Origin of the sequence: Actinoplanes lutulentus (genome assembly GCF_003259845.1) — a bacterium.
Taxonomy (GTDB): domain Bacteria; phylum Actinomycetota; class Actinomycetes; order Mycobacteriales; family Micromonosporaceae; genus Actinoplanes; species Actinoplanes lutulentus.
In genome coordinates, this window is sequence record NZ_QLMJ01000008.1 from 1 (window position 1) to 17419 (window position 17419).

The 17419-nt window shown below is 69.0% G+C and carries 15 protein-coding genes and 1 rRNA gene; 7 read left to right on the plus strand and 9 right to left on the minus strand.

All coding sequences use genetic code 11. From position 1 onward, the window contains the following. Positions 1–64, minus strand: a 16S ribosomal RNA gene (locus B0I29_RS18415); the annotation flags it as partial. A gap of 474 nt (positions 65–538) precedes the next feature. Between B0I29_RS18415 and B0I29_RS18420 the strand changes: the two genes are divergently transcribed. Beyond that, positions 539–3181, plus strand: a complete 2643-nt coding sequence (locus B0I29_RS18420) for an ATP-binding protein (protein WP_220091340.1) — start codon at positions 539–541, stop codon at positions 3179–3181. Between the two features lie 97 nt (positions 3182–3278). Beyond that, positions 3279–4061, plus strand: coding sequence for an alpha/beta hydrolase (locus B0I29_RS18425; protein ID WP_111650258.1), 783 nt, complete (start codon positions 3279–3281; stop codon positions 4059–4061). Positions 4062–4064: 3 nt separating this feature from the next. Here the strand turns inward: B0I29_RS18425 and B0I29_RS18430 are convergent, their stop codons facing one another. Next, positions 4065–4496 (minus strand): universal stress protein, encoded by a 432-nt coding sequence (locus B0I29_RS18430; RefSeq protein WP_181557862.1) that lies wholly within the window; start codon positions 4494–4496, stop codon positions 4065–4067. A 164-nt stretch (positions 4497–4660) separates the two neighbouring features. On the opposite strand from B0I29_RS18430, the gene B0I29_RS18435 reads away from it, so the two are divergent. After that, positions 4661–6547 (plus strand): MFS transporter, encoded by a 1887-nt coding sequence (locus tag B0I29_RS18435; protein ID WP_111650260.1) that lies wholly within the window; start codon positions 4661–4663, stop codon positions 6545–6547. Between the two features lie 87 nt (positions 6548–6634). Here the strand turns inward: B0I29_RS18435 and B0I29_RS47450 are convergent, their stop codons facing one another. The 3 genes from B0I29_RS47450 to B0I29_RS18455 all read right to left on the minus strand — a co-directional run bounded on the left by B0I29_RS47450 (position 6635) and on the right by B0I29_RS18455 (position 10377). Beyond that, positions 6635–8623: a TPM domain-containing protein gene (locus B0I29_RS47450; RefSeq protein WP_111650261.1), complete on the minus strand. Its 1989-nt coding sequence runs from the start codon at positions 8621–8623 to the stop codon at positions 6635–6637. Between the two features lie 195 nt (positions 8624–8818). Continuing rightward, positions 8819–9541, minus strand: a complete 723-nt coding sequence (locus B0I29_RS18450; RefSeq protein WP_111650263.1) for a class F sortase — start codon at positions 9539–9541, stop codon at positions 8819–8821. Next, positions 9541–10377, minus strand: a complete 837-nt coding sequence (locus tag B0I29_RS18455) for a DUF4397 domain-containing protein (protein WP_111650529.1) — start codon at positions 10375–10377, stop codon at positions 9541–9543. Before B0I29_RS18455 ends, B0I29_RS18450 begins: the two co-directional genes overlap by 1 nt. A gap of 184 nt (positions 10378–10561) precedes the next feature. On the opposite strand from B0I29_RS18455, the gene B0I29_RS18460 reads away from it, so the two are divergent. Continuing rightward, positions 10562–11140, plus strand: a complete 579-nt coding sequence (locus B0I29_RS18460; protein ID WP_111650264.1) for an RNA polymerase sigma factor — start codon at positions 10562–10564, stop codon at positions 11138–11140. Further along, positions 11094–11822, plus strand: a complete 729-nt coding sequence (locus tag B0I29_RS18465) for an anti-sigma factor (protein WP_111650265.1) — start codon at positions 11094–11096, stop codon at positions 11820–11822. The genes B0I29_RS18460 and B0I29_RS18465 overlap by 47 nt, the downstream gene beginning before the upstream one ends. 97 nt (positions 11823–11919) lie before the next feature. On the opposite strand, the gene B0I29_RS18470 is transcribed toward B0I29_RS18465, so the two are convergent. Both B0I29_RS18470 and B0I29_RS18475 read right to left on the minus strand, forming a co-directional pair. Beyond that, positions 11920–13128: a sensor domain-containing phosphodiesterase gene (locus B0I29_RS18470; RefSeq protein WP_245972607.1), complete on the minus strand. Its 1209-nt coding sequence runs from the start codon at positions 13126–13128 to the stop codon at positions 11920–11922. Between the two features lie 44 nt (positions 13129–13172). Next, positions 13173–13535: a MerR family transcriptional regulator gene (locus B0I29_RS18475; protein ID WP_111650266.1), complete on the minus strand. Its 363-nt coding sequence runs from the start codon at positions 13533–13535 to the stop codon at positions 13173–13175. A 59-nt stretch (positions 13536–13594) separates the two neighbouring features. On the opposite strand from B0I29_RS18475, the gene B0I29_RS18480 reads away from it, so the two are divergent. Continuing rightward, complete coding sequence (locus tag B0I29_RS18480; RefSeq protein WP_111650267.1) at positions 13595–14302, plus strand: SDR family oxidoreductase; 708 nt, start codon at positions 13595–13597, stop codon at positions 14300–14302. Here the strand turns inward: B0I29_RS18480 and B0I29_RS18485 are convergent. Continuing rightward, entirely contained in the window at positions 14299–15393 is a 1095-nt protein-coding gene (locus B0I29_RS18485; protein WP_111650268.1) for a DNA alkylation repair protein, read from the minus strand. The genes B0I29_RS18480 and B0I29_RS18485 overlap by 4 nt on opposite strands. 275 nt (positions 15394–15668) lie before the next feature. Here B0I29_RS18485 and B0I29_RS18490 point away from each other — a divergent pair, with 275 nt between their 5' ends. Then, positions 15669–16916 (plus strand): low temperature requirement protein A, encoded by a 1248-nt coding sequence (locus B0I29_RS18490; RefSeq protein WP_111650269.1) that lies wholly within the window; start codon positions 15669–15671, stop codon positions 16914–16916. Here the strand turns inward: B0I29_RS18490 and B0I29_RS18495 are convergent, their stop codons facing one another. Next, entirely contained in the window at positions 16917–17405 is a 489-nt protein-coding gene (locus tag B0I29_RS18495; protein WP_111650270.1) for a PRC-barrel domain-containing protein, read from the minus strand. Between the last annotated feature and the right edge of the window lie 14 nt (positions 17406–17419).

The following is a 17419-nucleotide window of genomic DNA, read 5'->3' on the forward strand; positions in this document are numbered from 1 at the left end:
CGACTTGCATGTGTTAAGCACGCCGCCAGCGTTCGTCCTGAGCCAGGATCAAACTCTCCAACAAAATCTTTGGAAAAGCGTCCCGGCAACAAAAAAGTTGCCAAAGGAATTTCCCTACCCATCCCAAAGGACAGGCCGGGGTAATGCCATAAATGGCACTGGCTTATCAAGCACCCTGTTGAGTTCTCAAAGAACAACCGCACACCATCGAAAGAACCACCGTTTCGGCGGCCCGTTCCCCGGGGCACTCGTTCAACTTTACTCTCTCGTTTTCCGCCCCGTCAAATCCGCGTTTTCAGCGAATCTGAAGAATGCGAGAAACCGTTCGAGCAACCTCCGGAACTGTACACGATGAAGCACCGTGACCATTTCGAAGGGTTCCTCCAGGACGGCCGCTCCGGGCCCCTTGCGGGTCCCGTTCGCTCGCCCGTCTCCCTGGCGGCTCGGAAAACATTACCCGGCCCTCCGCACGCTGCCAAATCGGGGTCCGGCGACCTGAGTCACAATGATCAGGACGCGAAAAGCCTAAGGAGCCGGCGTGGCACGCGAGCAGTCGAATTCCCTGGTCGGACGGGCGCATGAGCTGGGCGTACTCAAGGGGCTTGATGGGTCTTTGATCTTGCGTGGGCCTGCGGGAGTCGGGAAGAGCGCGCTGCTCGACGCTCTTGCCACCGACGCCCGGGCTAACAACGCGCGGGTGTTGCGCGCGGCGGGAGTGCAGGCGGAGACCGATTTTGCCTATGCCGGGCTGCATCAGCTGCTGCATCCGCTTCTCGGGCAGGCGTCGGAGATGGAACCGGCGCATCGGGCGACGCTGACCGCGGTGCTGGGTGGGATTCCGGAGCGGGCGCCGTCGGTGATGGCCCTGGGTGTGGCGGTGCTGGATCTGCTGTCGGTGGCGGGTGCCCGGACGCCGCTGCTGTTGATCGTTGATGACGGGCAGTGGTTCGACGTGCCGAGTGTGCGGGTGTGCGCGTTTGTAGCGCGGCGCCTCGACGACCTGCCGATCCGGGTGGTGGTGGCGGTTCGTGACACGGACCCGTCGGGGTTCGACGACGCCGGGTTCAACGAGCTCGCCGTCGCGCCGCTGTCGCCGGAGGATGCCGCCGAGCTGCTCGACAACCGATACCCCGGGCTGAGCGCGGATACCCGGAGGCAGACTCTGGAGTACGCCGACGGCATCCCTCTGGCCCTGGTCGAGCTACCCGGGAACGGGCCGGGCGCCGACCCTGGGACGCTGTCTCTGCCCCGCCGGTTGGAGAAGGTCTTCGCTGATCGGATCCGGGCGCTGCCCGACGCGGAACGCCGTGAGCTGCTGTTGATGGCTCTCGACGGCGCCGGCAGGCAGCAGGCTCACGGTCCGCACTACATACCGGAGATGACGACCGCGGCACAGGCCGCCGGCCTGCTCCTGGACGCCGAGCCGGCCTTCCGTCATCCCCTGGTCGCCTCCGCGGTCGTACAGACGGCGTCACCGAACGAACGCCGGGCCGCGCACGCGGTCCTCGCCGGGTTGTACGCCGCCGACCTGGAACGACGTGCTGCGCACCGGGCCGCCGCGGCCGTCGACCCGGATCCGGAGATCGCCGGTGAGCTGGAGCGTGCCGCGCGGTCAGCGGTACGCCGAGGTGGTGCGACCACAGCCGTGCAGTGGCTGACCCGCGCCGCCGAGCTGCATCCACGGCCCAAGGAGCGTGCCCGGCTGCTCGCCGACGCCGCCTATGTCGCCGGGCAGGCCGGTCTGCTGGAGCGCGCCGAGATCCTGGTGGCCGCTGCTGATCAGGCCGGCGGCCGGGTGTCGTCGCCGGATGCGGTGCTGACGGCCGCGTACATCGCGCTCTATCGCCACGGTGACGTGGCGATGCACGGTGTGGTCGCCGGGGTTGTCCGTGCCCGGCACGCGGAGCTCGACGATGTGATGCTGACCCGGCTGGTCAATCTGTTGCTGGCGCTCAGCCTGTTCGCCGGCGACCCGGCGGCGTGGATGATCACCGACGAGGTGACCGAGAAGGTTCAGGACCGTCTGCCGCCGACGACCCTGCTGTGCCGGGACGCCTGGAGTGACGTGGTCCGCAGAGGCGCCGGCCTGACAGACCGTCTTCGGGAGGCGGTGACCGATTTTGCCGAGCCCTGGGATCTCATGCGGCTGGGTGTCGCGGCGTTCTGGGTCGACACCCTCGCGGACTTCCGGCCCTATCTGCGGCGGACCGCCGAGCGGGAACGGGACTCCGGCGCGGCGTCGTCGCTGATGACGATCCTGCAGTTGGTGATGTTCGACGACATCGCCGCCGGACGATGGGACGAGGCGGTACGCGTCGGCGAGCAGGGTCTCGCGCTCACCGAGGAGCACGGGTACGACCTGTTCGGCCACCAGTTCCGGGTGTTCCTCGGCATCGTCGCCGCCCAGCGGGGTGACAGCGCGCGGGCCGCCGAGCTCCAGGCCGTCGTCGACGCGTGGGCGCGGCCCCGGCGGGTCGGATTCCTGATCCAGTTCGCCGAGGAGATCGGGCTGCTGGCCGCGTTGAGCAGCGGTGACTACGAGACCGCCTGGACGTACGCGATCGGCATCACCAGCCCCGGGACCTTCCCGCCGTACGTTCAGCACTCGTCGCGAACGCTGTTGGATCTCGTCGAGGCGGCGCTGCACACGGGGCGGGATGGCATTGCGCGTACCCATGTGATCGCCGCGAAGCGGGAGGGGTTCGCGGAGGTCTCGCCGCGCCTGGCCTTGCTCGTGGCCGGAGCGGAGGCGATGACCGATCCTTCCCAGGCGGCGTTCGCGGCCGCGGCGGAGTTGCCGGGCGGGCTGGACTTCCCGTTCGAGCGGGCGCGGATCCGGCTGGCCGAGGGTGCGTGGCTGCGACGGCAGAAAATGATCAGCGAGGCGCGGGTGGCGCTGAACGATGCGGCGGAGACGTTCGAGCGGCTCGGCGCGCACCGCTGGGCGGAGCGGGCGAGGCGCGAGCTAGGGTCGGGATCTCATTCGGGAAAGCCGGACCATCAGCAGCTCACCACGCAGGAACGGCTCATCGCCGAACTCGCCGCGACCGGGCTCAGCAACAAGCAGATCGGCGCGCAGTTGTTCCTGTCGCCGCGGACGGTCGGCGCCCATCTGTACCGGATTTTCCCGAAGCTGGGGATCACCTCCCGGGCCGCCCTGCGGGACGCGCTCGATGACTGAGTCACCGGGTTAGGTCGAACGACTGATTTCAAGGTCATGACTGTCGAGCGATGCTTTTGTCATCGGCGAACGCCGATCGACAAAGAGGAGCTTCACGATGACCACCCCCGTCGTTTTCATCCACGGTCTCTGGCTGCACGCGTCCTCATGGCAGCCGTGGAGCGACCTTTTCGCCGAGCGCGGTTACGACCCGATCGCGCCCGGCTGGCCCGGCGAGCCGGAAACCGTCGCCGCTGCCCGCAGCAACCCGGAAGCGGTCGCCGGATTCGGCATCGACGACGTGACCAACCATTACGCCGCCATCATCCGCGGCCTGCCCACTCCGCCGGTCATCATCGGCCATTCGTTCGGCGGGCTGATCACCCAGAAACTGCTCGGACTCGGCCTCGGCGCGGCCGGCATCGCGATCGACCCGGCGCAGATCAAGGGTGTCAAACCGCTGCCGTTCGCGCAGCTCCGCTCAGCATTCCCGGTCCTCTCCAACCCCGCGAACCGGCGCAAGGCCGTCTCACTCACCCTTCCGCAATTCCGGTACGGGTTCGGCAACGCGATTCCGGCCGCCGAGTCGGACGAACTGTTCGAGAAGTGGACCATTCCGTCGCCGGGCCGGCCGTTGTTCGAAGGTGCCCTCGCCAATTTCCAGAAGGACTCGGCGGCCGCGGTGAACACCGGCAACACCACGCGCGGCCCGTTGCTGCTGATCTCCGGGCAGCAGGACCACACCGTTCCGGACGTGGTGACCCGCGCGGCCTACAAGCTGTACGGCGACACGGCCGCGACCACCGACCTGAAGCAGTTCCCGGACCGCGGCCACTCACTGACCGTGGACTCGGGGTGGCGCGGGGTCGCGGATTACGCCCTGGAATGGCTGAAGCGGTAGCTGTCAGCGGACCACGGTGACGGTGCATTTGGCGTACGCGGAGACGTGCTGGCTGACCGAGCCCAGCACCAGGCCCGCGAAGCCGCCGTGGCCGCGCTGGCCGACCACCAGGAGTTCCGCGCCGGCGGACTCCTCGATCAGCACTTTCGCCGGGCTGCCCTGCTTGACCATCGGCTGGACCAGCACCGGCGGCTGTTCGCCGAGTTCGTCCTTGATGACCTGGAGCAGTTCGTCGGTGGTGCGCTGGCTCTCGTCCGGCACGAACCGCTCGGAGACGCTGACGCTGCCGGCCGGGGGCAGCAGCGTGTGCTCCCACACGTTGATCACGATCAGTTCGGTGCGGTGGGCCGCTGCCTCGGAAGCGGCCCAGTTCAGCGCCTTGCGGCTGCCGGGTGAACCGTCGACGCCGACCACGATGCTTCGCCAATCACTCACCGTCGTCCCCTCTCCTCCCCTCTCAGCCTCGTCCAGATCTTGGCCGGCCGCCATCCCCGGCGTTTCGCACGGATCAGCGCTTGTCGTCACGTCAAGTTGCGAGCGTGTTACAGCGGGCATAGCTTCCGCTCAATGGTCTGACGGCCAACAAGGGGGTCTCCCGTATGACCACCACGCTTACCGCCACCGTCACGACAGACGCCGAGCGCAAGCCGCTCATGTCGGGTCCCGCCCTGCTGATGATGAACCTCGGGTTCTTCGGGGTTCAGTTCAGCTTCGGCCTCACCCAGTCCGCGGTGAACCCGCTGTTCCTGCTCATCGGTGCCTCACCCGAGCAGTTGCCGATCCTGAACCTGGCCGGTCCGGTCACCGGTCTGATCATCCAGCCGCTGATCGGCGCGATCAGCGACCGGACCTGGCATCCGCGGTGGGGCCGGCGCCGCCCGTTCATCACGGCCGGGGCGCTGCTCTGCGCGGTGATCCTGTTCCTGTTCCCGTTCGTCGGCATCCTGTGGCTGGCCGTGGTCTGCTTCTGGTTGCTCGACGCCGGCAACAACACGTCGATGGAGCCGTACCGGGCGTTCATCTCCGACCGGCTTCCGAAATCACAGCTGGCGCGCGGCTTCCTGACCCAGAGCATGTTCACCGGGGCGGGCGCGGTCCTGGCGAACCTGTCGCTGTTCCTGCTCGAAAAGGTCGAGCCGCTCCAGAAGACCGCTGGCAACGGTATTCCCTACTGGATGTACGTGTGCTTCATGATCGGCACGTTCTGCATTCTGCTGACCGTGCTGACCGCGATGGCGCGTACCCAAGAATTGGTTCCTTCGGACGCGGACCTCGCGGAAATGCGGGCCGCACCGAAAGGGCTCCATCATGCGATCCGCGAGATCGCGGACGCGGTACGCGTCATGCCCGTCGCGATGCACAAGATCGGCGTGGTGTTCCTTTTCCAGTGGTACGCCATGTTCATCTACTGGCAGTTCGTGGCGGTGAGCCTCGGCGAGACAGTTTTCGGCACCACGCCTCAGGAGGGCGGGCCGGCCTGGGAAGAGGCGATCGGCTGGAGTGGACTCCAGAACGCCTCCTACAACTTCGTCACCATGGTCTCCGCGCTGTTCCTGGTCGGTTTCGCCCGGCGGATCGGCGCGAAACGGGTGCATGCCGTGGCGCTGGGAATGGCCGCGTTGTCGCTGGTGTGGCTGGCGCGGATCGACAATCAGTACGTCGCGCTCATTCCGATGATCGGACTCGGTGTGTTCTGGGCCAGCGCCGTCGGTGTGCCGTACCTGATGGTGGCCAGCATGGTCCCGGCCAAGCGCACCGGGGTCTACATGGGCATCCTGAACATGATGATCGTCGTCCCGATGCTGATCCAGACGGTGACTTTCGGCTGGATCTTCGAGCATCTGCTCGACGGCAAGGGCAGTAATGCGATTCTGCTGGCCGGGGTTCTGCTGGGCATCGGCGCCATTGCGATGCTGTGGGTGAATCCGCCTGACGAGGCTGACGAGTCGCCGATCGTGCCGTTGGGCAGCAAACGCAGCATCACGGTTTATGACCGGGTTGTCGTCGGGTCGGACGGGACTCCCACCAGTCTTTATGCCGTTGACCGGGCGGCCGAGGTGGCGCAGGCGGCGCAGGCTCGGCTGGTTGTCGTCACTGCTTATCGGGAAGGGTCGTCCGCTCCTACCGAGCCTGGGGCACATCAGGATCTGTACGGCGTTGACGTGGCTCGCGATGCCTTGTCCAAGTCGGTCACCGGCTTGACCAAGGAACGGGCCCGTTATATCGATCAGCGGCTGGTTGCCGGCGATCCGGCGCAGGCTTTGCTGGATGCGGTCGGGGCTGATCCGGCCAATCTGATCGTTGTCGGGAACCGCGGGCTGGGTGCCAGTCACGGGCAGTTGCTCGGATCGGTGCCGGCTGCGGTGGTGAAGAACGCCATCTGCGACGTGCTGGTGGTGCAGACGGCGGCACTGGACGAGGAACGGATGTTCTCCGCGGCCGATCGGGCCGATCGGGATGATCCGTCCGGGGACCAGTCGTCCTGAGCGTCACACCCACTGCGGGTGTAGTGACACCCGCAGTGGGTGTGGGCCGAAAAGACTTAGGCCTGGGAGCGCCCGCCCGGCTTTGGTCTAGAAGCGCCCGCCGCCCCCACGACGACCACCTCCGCCGCCACCACCGCCTCCGGTTCGGCGAGCCCTCGACCCGCTCCCCCCGAACCCGCCATGTCCGAAACCGCCACGGCTCCCGCCACCGGACCGCATCGCGCCGGAGAGGATTCCGCCGAGCACCGCGCCGGCGATCTGCCCGGCGTCGACACCTCCGCCGCGACCGCCGCCGCTGCTCCAGCTGTTCACATCCGCCTGGGCGGCATGCCCCGCCGCTGCGGCCAGTTGGCGGGCCTGCGCTACCTCCTGCGCAGCGGCGTGCGCGTCCGTGACGGCCAGCTGTTCGGCCAGCGCCAGATGCCGCAGCGCCTCGGACAGCCGGACACGAGCGTCCGGGCCGACCGCTCCGCGACGCGTACCGATGAAGTCGTTGGCGGCAGCGATCTCAGCGCGAGCGAGCGGCAGGGTCTGCGCGAGCACGGCCCGGACCCGGGCGTCCCGTTCCGCCTGGTCGACGGCTGCGGCGAGGGCGGCGTCCAGCACGGCGTCGGCGGCTTGAAGGCGAGCCACGACCACTACCGGGTCGGGCCGCGCCGCGCTCAATCCCGCCCGGGCCTCCGCCAGAGCCTGCTCACCACCGGCGACCGCGGCCGCAAGCCCGCCAGGAGAAACACCGGCCATCGCCGCCCGGCCGGCCGCGATCTCCGCCGTGATCTCGGCGATCAACGCGTCAGCGGCGGCCCGAGCGGCCGGCAGATCAACTGCCGCCTTGTTCACCGCGGCGACGAGTTGCTCCGCCTGGTCAATGGCCTGCTCCGCGGCCCGCACAGCGAGAGCGGCCTGAGCAGGCCCCGCCGGAACAGAACCTGAAGAAGACCCCGCCAAGGCCTCCCGCGCCCGGCCCAGCGCCTCCCCCGCGAACGTCAACCGCTCCCGCGCCTGCCCCACATTTCCGGCAACGCCGCTGACTGAGTCCCCGCTGTACCGCTCCCCCAGCTCCCCGACGACCCGGCCCGCCTCAGCCAGCCCCGCTTCCACCACGTCACGCTGCCGTGAAAGCGACTCAGCGACCTCCCCGGCCCGCCCTTCGAGGTCCCGGAGCTGGTCGAACGCCTCCGACTCGGCGTCGAGACGAGCATCGGCGGCCTCACAGAGTTCGATGATCCGTACCAAAGTGGACCGTCGCACTGCCGCGCCCGGCGCGGGCTCCTCCTCCAAGGTCATCCGCAACCGGAAGGCCTCGGCCACGTTCTCCCGCGCGAACGCCAAGGCCTCCTGGAACCGCCCGGTGGCAGCAGGGCCGTACTGCGCGCTGGCCAGCGAACCCTCCCGCTCGCTGGCCCGCAGATCATCGTCGAGCTCGATGAGCAGGGCGTTGGCCCGGGTGGCGAGCTCGTCCAGGCTGGGTCCGGCAACCTCTACCGGAGCCGGCTCCACCCGGCGGCCTCGCCGCCGCAGCATCACCCACACCAGCGCGCCCACCAGAATCAACGCGATGAACAGCACCGCCCAGACAAGCCCGCCCCCACCCTTCGCGGCGTCCTGGAAACCGGCCGCACCGGCAACCACCGCACCGGCCCAGTCCCCCTGCGCGAGCGCGGGCTCGATGTCGTCGCGCGCCACGTCCGCCAGCTCGCTGTCGCTCAGCCGCGAGTCGTCCGGAAACGAATAGGCGTAGGAACGGTCAACGGTCGCCACCGCCAGCAGCGCGTCCCGGTCACCCAGATCGCTGAGCTGCGCGGTCTCGTCGGTCCACTGCTGCGCCGGCACCCCGTCGAACGACTCGACGAACACCACCCACAGCTGAATCCCGGTCTCCCGCTGCAACTCCGCGAGCGCGTCGTCGATCGGGGCACGGTTGTCGACGGCATCAGCCCGGTCGATCACCTGCATCTCCAGCCGCAGCGGCGCATCAGCGCGTGCCACACCAGGCCCCACACCGGGCCCCACCAGCAGAGCGGCCACCAGCACCACGAACGGCGCGACCAGAGCCCGCCACCTCGAAACCGTCACTACCCCAACCTAGTGGGCGCGCTCTCCGCGCCACTCCAGCCCTTCCTTGCGTACGCACAAAGCTCTCACCGAGAGTGAGAGAAGGACCCTGGATTGAGTTTCGCGAACCCCTCTTGTCGCTGGTAGGGGAAGTAGGGGTACGGCGCGATGCGGTCACTGGCCGCATCCAGGCAGCGGCCCGGGCCGGCGCCTACATCACCGGGCCGTGATGACCACGTTGTCGCGGTAGTGCCGCGTCTTCGCGTCGAAGGTCCCGCCACACGTGATCAACGTGAGCCGCACCGAACCGTCCCGGGCGAAATACTGCTCCAGCGGAACAGCCACCTTCCGGTACCGCTCGCGCGCCACCACCTCGAAGTCCCTGGTCACACCACCGAGACCGGTCAGCGTGACGACATCGCCGGCTTTGAGCGAACCGAGCCGGAAGAACACCCCTTTGCCCTGGTCAGCGGCATCCACATGCCCGGCCACCACGATCGACCCGGCGACCGCCTCGAACCCCGGCCCGAACCGGTACCACCCGACCCGCCCCACATCCGCCGGCACCGCGAAGTCCCCGCTCCGCGCGTCGATGCCTACGGCCTCGACAGCAGCGTCCACCCCGAGCGCCGGGATGCGTAGCCGGCTGGGTGCCTCAGCCGCGGCAACTGCCAGGTCAAGGCCGTCATTGATGGGTACGCCCACCGAGCCCGACGGCCCCTGCGAGGCGGAACCGACCGAGGCCGAAGCAACCGAGGCCGAAGCAACCGAGGCCGAAGCAACCGAGGCGGATATCGGCGGCGCCCCGAAATCAGCGGCCGGCCGCGACCGCAGCATCACGACGGCGACCACCGCCACCAGAATCACCCCGGCAGCCACGATGAGCAGGGCACGCCCCGGCCGGAACCGGGACGCGCCCCCGTGCCCACTGATACTCATCAACGGCCGGCAACGACCCGGCGCCCGCGAGCGAACCGCGCCAGTCCGGCCATCATCAGCAGAATCCCGGCCGCTCCGACGCCGTACCACGGCAGCGCGACCCCCTGGTCGGCCTGCCCGCCGTCGCCACTGGGCACTCCGCCCGGCGCCGAGTGCAGCCCGCTGATCGTCTGCGCCACGATGTCGAGGGTCTTCGCCTCGGCCGAACCCACCGCGTACACGATCGTCGCGGTCCCCTCCTTCAGGTCGAGGTCGGCGGGCCCCAGGACTCGGGTGTCGGTCCCGGCCAGCACCACGTCCGCGGAGATCGAACCGGCGTCCACATCGGCCTTGGCCTCCTTAGGGTTGGTCAGCCCCTCGAACACCGGCGAACCGGCCGCCCGGACATCAACCGCCGGCGCCGCCGCGGTGTGCCGCACGATCAGCCGAGCCTTACCCGCCGCCAGCTTGGCGGTGTCGTTGACGAACGGCGTCAGCACCGGCTTGCCGTCCTCACCGAGGTGCGCCACCAGGCTGATGTTCGCGTCACCCGGCACGTCGGCGTCGTTGACGGTGAGCAGCGCGTCGCCGATGGCGTCACCGGGTTTGGTGAGCGCGATGTCGTACTGACCGGCCGCGAGACTGAGCGGACCGGCGACCTTGCCCGGCTCGAAGCCTTCGATCGTCTTCTCGCCGTTGACGTAGACGTCCACCGGCTGCCCCGGAATGCCGTGCACCACCGAGACTTTCGCATTTGCCCGTCCGGCGAACGCGAACGCTGGTGTGGCGGCCGTGCCGAGAGCGATCAGGACGACCGCTCCGGTTGCGGCCGCACGGCGAAGGTGAAGGATGCGCATCGGGACTCCCTCGAACACATGGTTGGGTGTTGTCCAGTCCTTCGCCGCGACAGCCCCATTTGGATGCGCCCAGAGAAAAGCCGGAGAAAACCTGGAGAAAACCCGGAACAACGGCAATCCGGTGCATCCAGCCGGGGTCCGCCGAACGAACCACTGGGAGAACCTCTGTGCGGAAGGGAGGTCGATGGGCTCCGACGACGAGCTCGCCGAACGGTTACGCGACGGCGACGAGAAGGCTTTACGGACGGCCTATGACCGACATGGATCAGCCGTGCTCTACCTCGCCCAGCGGATGCTGGGCAACCGGGCCGATGCCGAGGACGTCACCCAGGTGACGTTCGTGGCGGCGTGGGCGGGCCGGGACACGTTCGATCCGCAGCGTGGCACGATGCTGGGCTGGCTGCTCGGTATCGCACGGCGCAAGGCCGTCGATCGCTTGCGCTCCGCCGCGCGCGACGAGCGAGTGACCGAGACGGTACGCGCACAGCTCGCCCCGCCCGACGACAAGGAAACCCCGGAGCGGGTCGTCGACCGGCTCGTGGTCGCCGACGAGCTGGGCCGGCTGCCGGACGAGCAGCGGCGAACCCTGGAGCTGGCGTTCTTCGACGATCTCACCCACCCACAGATAGCCGCCGTCACCGGATTGCCTCTCGGTACGGTCAAGAGTCATATCCGCCGTGGAATGGCTGTCCTGCGACGTCGTTGGGAGGTGGACGGTGCAGCATCTGGATCCCGATCGGCTGGTCCTTCTCGCGCTCTCTGAGGAGCAGTTCGACCTCGACGAGTCGGATCATCTGGCTCAGTGCGCCGGCTGCCGGTACGAACTGGACGCGTTGCGCGACGTCGCCGAGATCGGCGCCGAGGTTCAGGGGATGCGTGATCTGCCGGCCCCGCCGGAACGGGTCTGGCGGGCAATCGAGGCCGAGGTCACCGTTGCTTCGACACGGCCACTGCGGTCGGTTTCGGACAGTGCTTTACGCGTACCGCAGGGGGTTGAAAGGCGGAAGCGGGCCGCCTGGCTCAAGCCGGTCCTGGCTGCGGCGGCAGCCGCAGTGCTTGCGGTGGCGGGGACGGTGACCGTGACGCGGTTGCTGGACCGGCCGGCGGCCGAACAGGTGACCGCGCGGGCGACGCTGAGTCCGCTGCCGGCGGTGAACGCAGCCGCAGGTGGGAGTGTGCGGGTGCTCTCCGACGGGGTGATGCGCATCGATGTACGGAACCTGCCGCTGACCACCGGTTTCCACGAGGTGTGGCTGATCGATCCGGACGATGTCACGAAGATGGTGGCTCTCGGCACGCTGCCGGACGCGGCCGACGTGGTGCTGCCGGTGCCGCCCGGGACTGATCTGAATCGGTATCGGCTTGTCGATGTCAGCGACGAGCCGCACGACGGCGACGCCACGCATTCGGGGCGAAGCCTGCTGCGGGGAACGTTGACCTATTAGCGGCAATGGCGGGGTGGGCGTTGTCAGTCCGCCCCGCCCAGGCCGCCCACCACGCCGACCGCATCTCGGCGGCACTGGTCAGGATGCTCAGCCGCCGTCAGGCCGCCGAAGGCGTGACAGGCAACTCCGCGGGCCGCGCGAAGTGATAGCCCTGGGCGCAGTCCACACCGATCTCGGCGAGCCGGGCGCTCTCCGATGGGGACTCCACACCCTCGGCGATCAGGGTCGCGCCGATCCGGACGGCGAAGTCGTTCAACGACCGGGCCAGCGCGATCTTCACGATGTCGGTGTCGACGTCACGGACCAGGCTGATGTCCAGCTTGATGATGTCGGGCCGCAGCTTGAGCACATGATGCAGACTCGCGTACCCCGCCCCCGCATCGTCGATGCTCAGCCGGATCCCGGCCCGGCGCAGCGAGTCCAGCGCGCCGGTCAGCAAGTCGTAGTTCTCCACCTGGGCGTGCTCGGTGATCTCCACGGTGAGCCCGGTGCCGGCATGCGCCAGAAGGGTGTCGCGGACCTCGGCGTCGAGCAGCGCCTCGGCGGATAGGTTCACCGCCAGCCACGTGCCGTCCGGCAGATCGGGCAGCCGGCGCACCGCCTGACGCAGCGCCAGCAGCTCCAGGGCCACGCCGAGTCCGCATCGCGCCGCCTCCGCGAACGCGATGTCCGGCCGCGCGAACACCTCCGGATCGAACCGCGCCAGCGCCTCGAAACCCACCGTCTCACGATCACGCAGCCTGACCACCGGCTGAAAAACCATCCGGACCGATTCACGATCAAGAACATTTTGTACGGTCCTGCGCGCCACCGCCGCGGCATGCCGTTCCTGCGCGACCGGGCTGCTCATGTGGTCACTGATCACGTCCGCGATCAGGCCCATGTACCGCACCGACTGGTCGTCGAGCGACGGATCGGGATACCGGCTGATGCAGCACAGCATGCCCGCGACGTCGCCGTCCGGCCCGCGCCACGGCACGCCGACGTAGGAGCCGATCCGCAGGTCACGGGTGGAGGCGAGGTCGCGGGCCACCGGATGCCGGCGGGCGTCGTTGACGACACCGGGAAGCGCGCCGGAGAGGACCCGCTCGCAGTACGAGTCCTTGAGATCCCGGCCCTGCCCGACCTGAACGCGCATCGCCTCGACCGCCCCGGTCGCCGCACAGATCATCTGCTGGTCGGCGACGAACGCCGAGACAAAAGCAACGTCAACCCCGAGATGCGTCCGTACGAGGTTCAGCAGGCGGTCGACCTCGGCGATGTCGGCGAGACCGGGCTGCCAGGGCGTGGTCTCGAGTGTTTGCACGGGTGCACTGTCGGCGGGGCCCGCACCGGTCTGAGGTTTTCCGGTCAGATCTTGACGCAGCCGCTCGCCGGGTTCTCCGACAGCTCGATCACCGCGTCCAGGCGGTCCCGGGTGCGCGTCAACCCGGCGATCTGCTCGTCGATCCGCGCCCGCTCGGCGGCCAGCCGAGCCCGCGACTCCGGCGTGTTGACCTGCGCCTCGACGCAGGGCAGCAGCTCGACGATGGTTTTGCTGGACAGTCCGGCCTCGTACAGCATCTGGATGAGTTTCACCCGCTCGATCGCGGGCGACCGATAGTGCCGCTGCCCGCTGTCACTGCGACCGGCGGTGATCAGGCCCTGCTCCTCGTAGTAGCGCAGCGCCCGCACGCTGACGCCGGCCTCTGCCGCCAACTCACCGATACGCACTGTGACCCCCACCATAGAACTTGCCTCTGACGTCAACGTCAGGTTCTAGCGTAGCTCCCATGCAGATCAACGGAGCAAACGTCCTGGTCACCGGCGCGAACCGCGGCCTCGGACGGCAGTTCGCCCAGTCCCTTCTCGCCCGCGGCGCCGCCAAGGTCTACGCCACCGCGCGCCGCCCGGAGCTCATCGACGTACCCGGAGTCATCCCGCTACGCCTCGACATCACCGACCCCGCGTCGGTGGCGGCCGCCGCGGCCGAGGCCACCGACGTCCAGATCCTGATCAACAACGCCGGCATCTCGACCGGCGCCAACCTGATCAGCGGCGACCTGGCGGTGATCCGCAGCGAGATGGACACCCACTTCTACGGCACGCTGAACATGATCCGCGCGTTCGCACCCCAGCTGGCCGGCGGCGCGATCCTCAACGTCCTGTCCGCGATCTCCTGGCTCGCCTACGACGGGGCCGGCGCCTACCACGCGGCGAAGGCTGCCGAGTGGGCGCTGACCAACGCCGCCCGCCTGGAGCTGGCGAAACAGCGAACCCTGGTGACCGGCCTGCACCTGGGCGCCGCCGACACCGACATGATGGCCTGGTACGAAGGCGACAAAACCGCCCCGGACGTGGTGGTGAAGGCCGCCCTGGACGGCATCGAGGAGGACCGGCCCGAGGTCCTCGCCGACGCGTGGAGCCGCCAGGTGAAGGCCTGGCAGTCCGAGGACCCGAGCGTCATCTACCGCGAGGCCGCGGCAGCCCTCACCGCTTAACCCGCGGTCAGCTCGAACTCGGCGCGCGCCGACACCACCCCGTTCACCTGCAACGCCACCCCGTGCGGCCCGGCGTAGTAGCGCCGCGTCGTGATCGGCCGGAACGAGTGCTCCCGCACGACGCGCAGCTCCTCGCCCGGCTCCAGCGTGCGGGTGGTCAGCTTGAACGTCTTCCCGCTCTGCGACCCGTCGGCCTTGCGGTGGTAGATCACGTAGTCCACCGCGATCCGCGCCGCCTCCGTACCCGTGTTGCGCAACACGACCGAGAAGCCCAGTACCCCGCCGACGGCCACGGTCGCCTCTTCCAGGACCGGTCCTTCGACGTCGATCGTGGCAGGAGCAAACCCGAGCGTCGCTAACGCTCCCGGGTGGCCCTTCTTCACGAGGGTACGCAGACCGCGCCGCACCACCGACGCCGTATGCGCGTCAGCCGCGGCCAGCCACCGGCCCGCCGTCTCCACGACGAGCTCAGGCTGGTCGCGGCTCAGATCGTTGAGGTGGTTGCCGACCGAGCGCCGCACGTATTCGCTGTCGTCGCGATACAGCGCGTCCAGGATCGGCACGGTCACCCCGGCCCGGCTGATCACCTCGGGCACCCGGATCGACCAGGGCAGATAGGGCCGCGTCCCCTCGGAGGCGAGCCGCCGCACGTCCAGGTCATCGGAAGCGGTCCAGCCCTGCACGATCTGCAGGGCCCGGTCCAGGTCGTGCCGCAGCAGCGTACGAATCGCGAACTCCGCCGTGAGCCGCCCGGTCAGCTCCGCCAGCAGAGCCATCGCGTCGTCGAAGGCGTCCTCGCCGCCGTCAGCGACGGCTTTCGCCGCGACCGCGCTGGTCACCGGCCAGACCATCCAGCCGGTCAGCAGCGGCGCACTGCCCCGGACGATCTCGGCGAACCGCGCGTAGTCCCCGGGCAGATCAGCGAGCAGGGCGTCCCGCAGCAGGTCGGCCCGCTCCCGCAGCGCCAGCCCGTCCAGCCCGCGACCGGCCTCGGCCAGATGCGTGAGCCCCGCCGACGGCACCACACTGCGGACAGCGCCGATCAACCCCTCAGCGGCCCGAGCATTGATCAGCTGATCTGCGAACGGCATGGCGAAACGTCCTCCCAGCTGGATTCCGGCGACACCGCCGGATGCCCACCATGATCTCCCCTCACCGCCCTGAAGAAAGGCACCACCCCGTAGTGCGACAGCCCCGGCGCCACCGCCGACTCGCCGGGTCCTCGCCGCTCCAGGATTCAACCCGGCTGGGTCCGGAACCGAGGCCCACGATCACGCAGGCCCGGCCAGTGTGTCGATTTCGGGTTCGATACGCGCCCCAACTCGACACACGGTTGGTGGCGGGCTCGCGGGGGTAGCCCAGTGCCGTGCCAGCCGAGCAGGAGTCTGAAACCGCGTCCGGACCGTCGTCCGAGGACCGTGAACGCCTTGACCGCGAGGATCGGGAGGAGCGGGAACTCGTCCGCGAACCGGATGAGAATCACGAGACGAATCGGTCGGCGACCCGGCTCGAGCTCTTCTTCGACCTGGCGTTCGTGCTGTTCGTGGCCGGCTGCGCCAACATGCTGGCCAAGGACGAGACGGCTGCCGGCGGGCTGAAGTTCGCGGCAGTGCTCGCGGTCGGCTGGTGGGCATGGGCCAGCGCCACGCTGTACGCCAACCGGTTCGACACCGACGACGCGATCTTCCGGCTGCTCACGCTGATCGGCATGGGCGGCGTGATCGTGATGGCCGCGTCGGCCGATCAGGTCACCGGATCGGCCGGCGCGTGGTTCGCCCTCGGGTACGTGACCCTGCGGATCGCGCTGGTCGTCGGCTATCTGCGCGTGTGGCGGACGCTGCCGGAAACGCGGTCGGGCATCAAGCCGTACCTGATCGGCCACGCGGCCGGCGCCGGCTTCTGGCTGGTCTCGCTGATGGTGGCGGCTCCGGGCCGGTACGCCCTCTGGGCGGTCGGGGTGCTGGTCGACGTGATCGGCCCGGCCGTGGCAGCGCGGCTGCCGGACGCACCGCCGCTGCACATGGAGCACCTGCCGGAACGGTTCGGCCTCTTCGTCATCCTGCTGCTCGGTGAGTCCATCGCCGCGACCGTGCACGGTCTGCACGACGGCAAGTGGGCGGCCGGTGTGGTGGGCACCGCCCTCGCCGCGTTCCTGCTGGCCGCCGCCCTGTGGTGGTCCTACTTCGACCTGTCCGGCGGCGCCGCGAAGCGCCGGCTCGTGCAGGAGGGCGATCGGACGCACGAGGGCGTACACGACTTCTACGTGTACGCCCATCTGCCGGTCGCGGTCAGCCTCGCCGCGGTGGCCGTCGGTCTGGAACACGCCATCGTGCACGGCGCGGAAGGCCACCTCAGTTCCGGCACCCGCTGGGTGCTCGGGGCGGGCCTGGCCGGCTATCTGCTCAGCGCCGCGTTGATCCAGGGCGTGCTCTCGCATCGGTACCGGGCTGTCCTGATCTGGCCGGGTCTCGGTGTCCCGGCCATCGCGGTGATCATGGTGCTCGATCTCGCGCCCGCCGTGCTGGTCGGACTCTGCGCGGCGGTGCTGATCGCCGGCGTCGCCACCGGTGTCCGCCAGCACCGGCACGGCGAGATCAAGGTCGCCAAGGTCTGATCAGCGGCGGTCGCGGCCCTCATCACCGGCGGTCTCCTCGCGGGCGACCGGCTCGCTGACCGGCTGCTGCTCGGTGACCACGTACTTGCGCAGGCGCGCCGTGCCACTGGCCGCGGAGCTGTCGTCGTAGCTGGCCCCGTACCCGGCGGCGGCGTGGCGGCCCGCGGTGGTGTCGCCGTCGCGCAGTCCGTAATAGGTGTAGAGCTCCGCCTCCTCGGCGGGCGAAACCGCACCGTCGGCGTCGATCCGCGGTGCGTCCTTGATCTTGCCCTTGGGGTACGACACGGTGATCCGGTCGCCGGAGTAACTCGCGGCCCGGAGCGGGACGAAGGTCTCCTTGGTGCCGAACAGCCCGGTCCTGACCGTGACCCACTGGGGGTCGCCGCCCTGGGCGTCGAGGTAGACCTCGCCGACCGAGCCGACCTTGTCGCCGTCGGTGTCGTACACGTCGGCGCCGGTGAGCCGGGCGATGTCATTCTGTGTGATCACGGCAATTCCTTTCG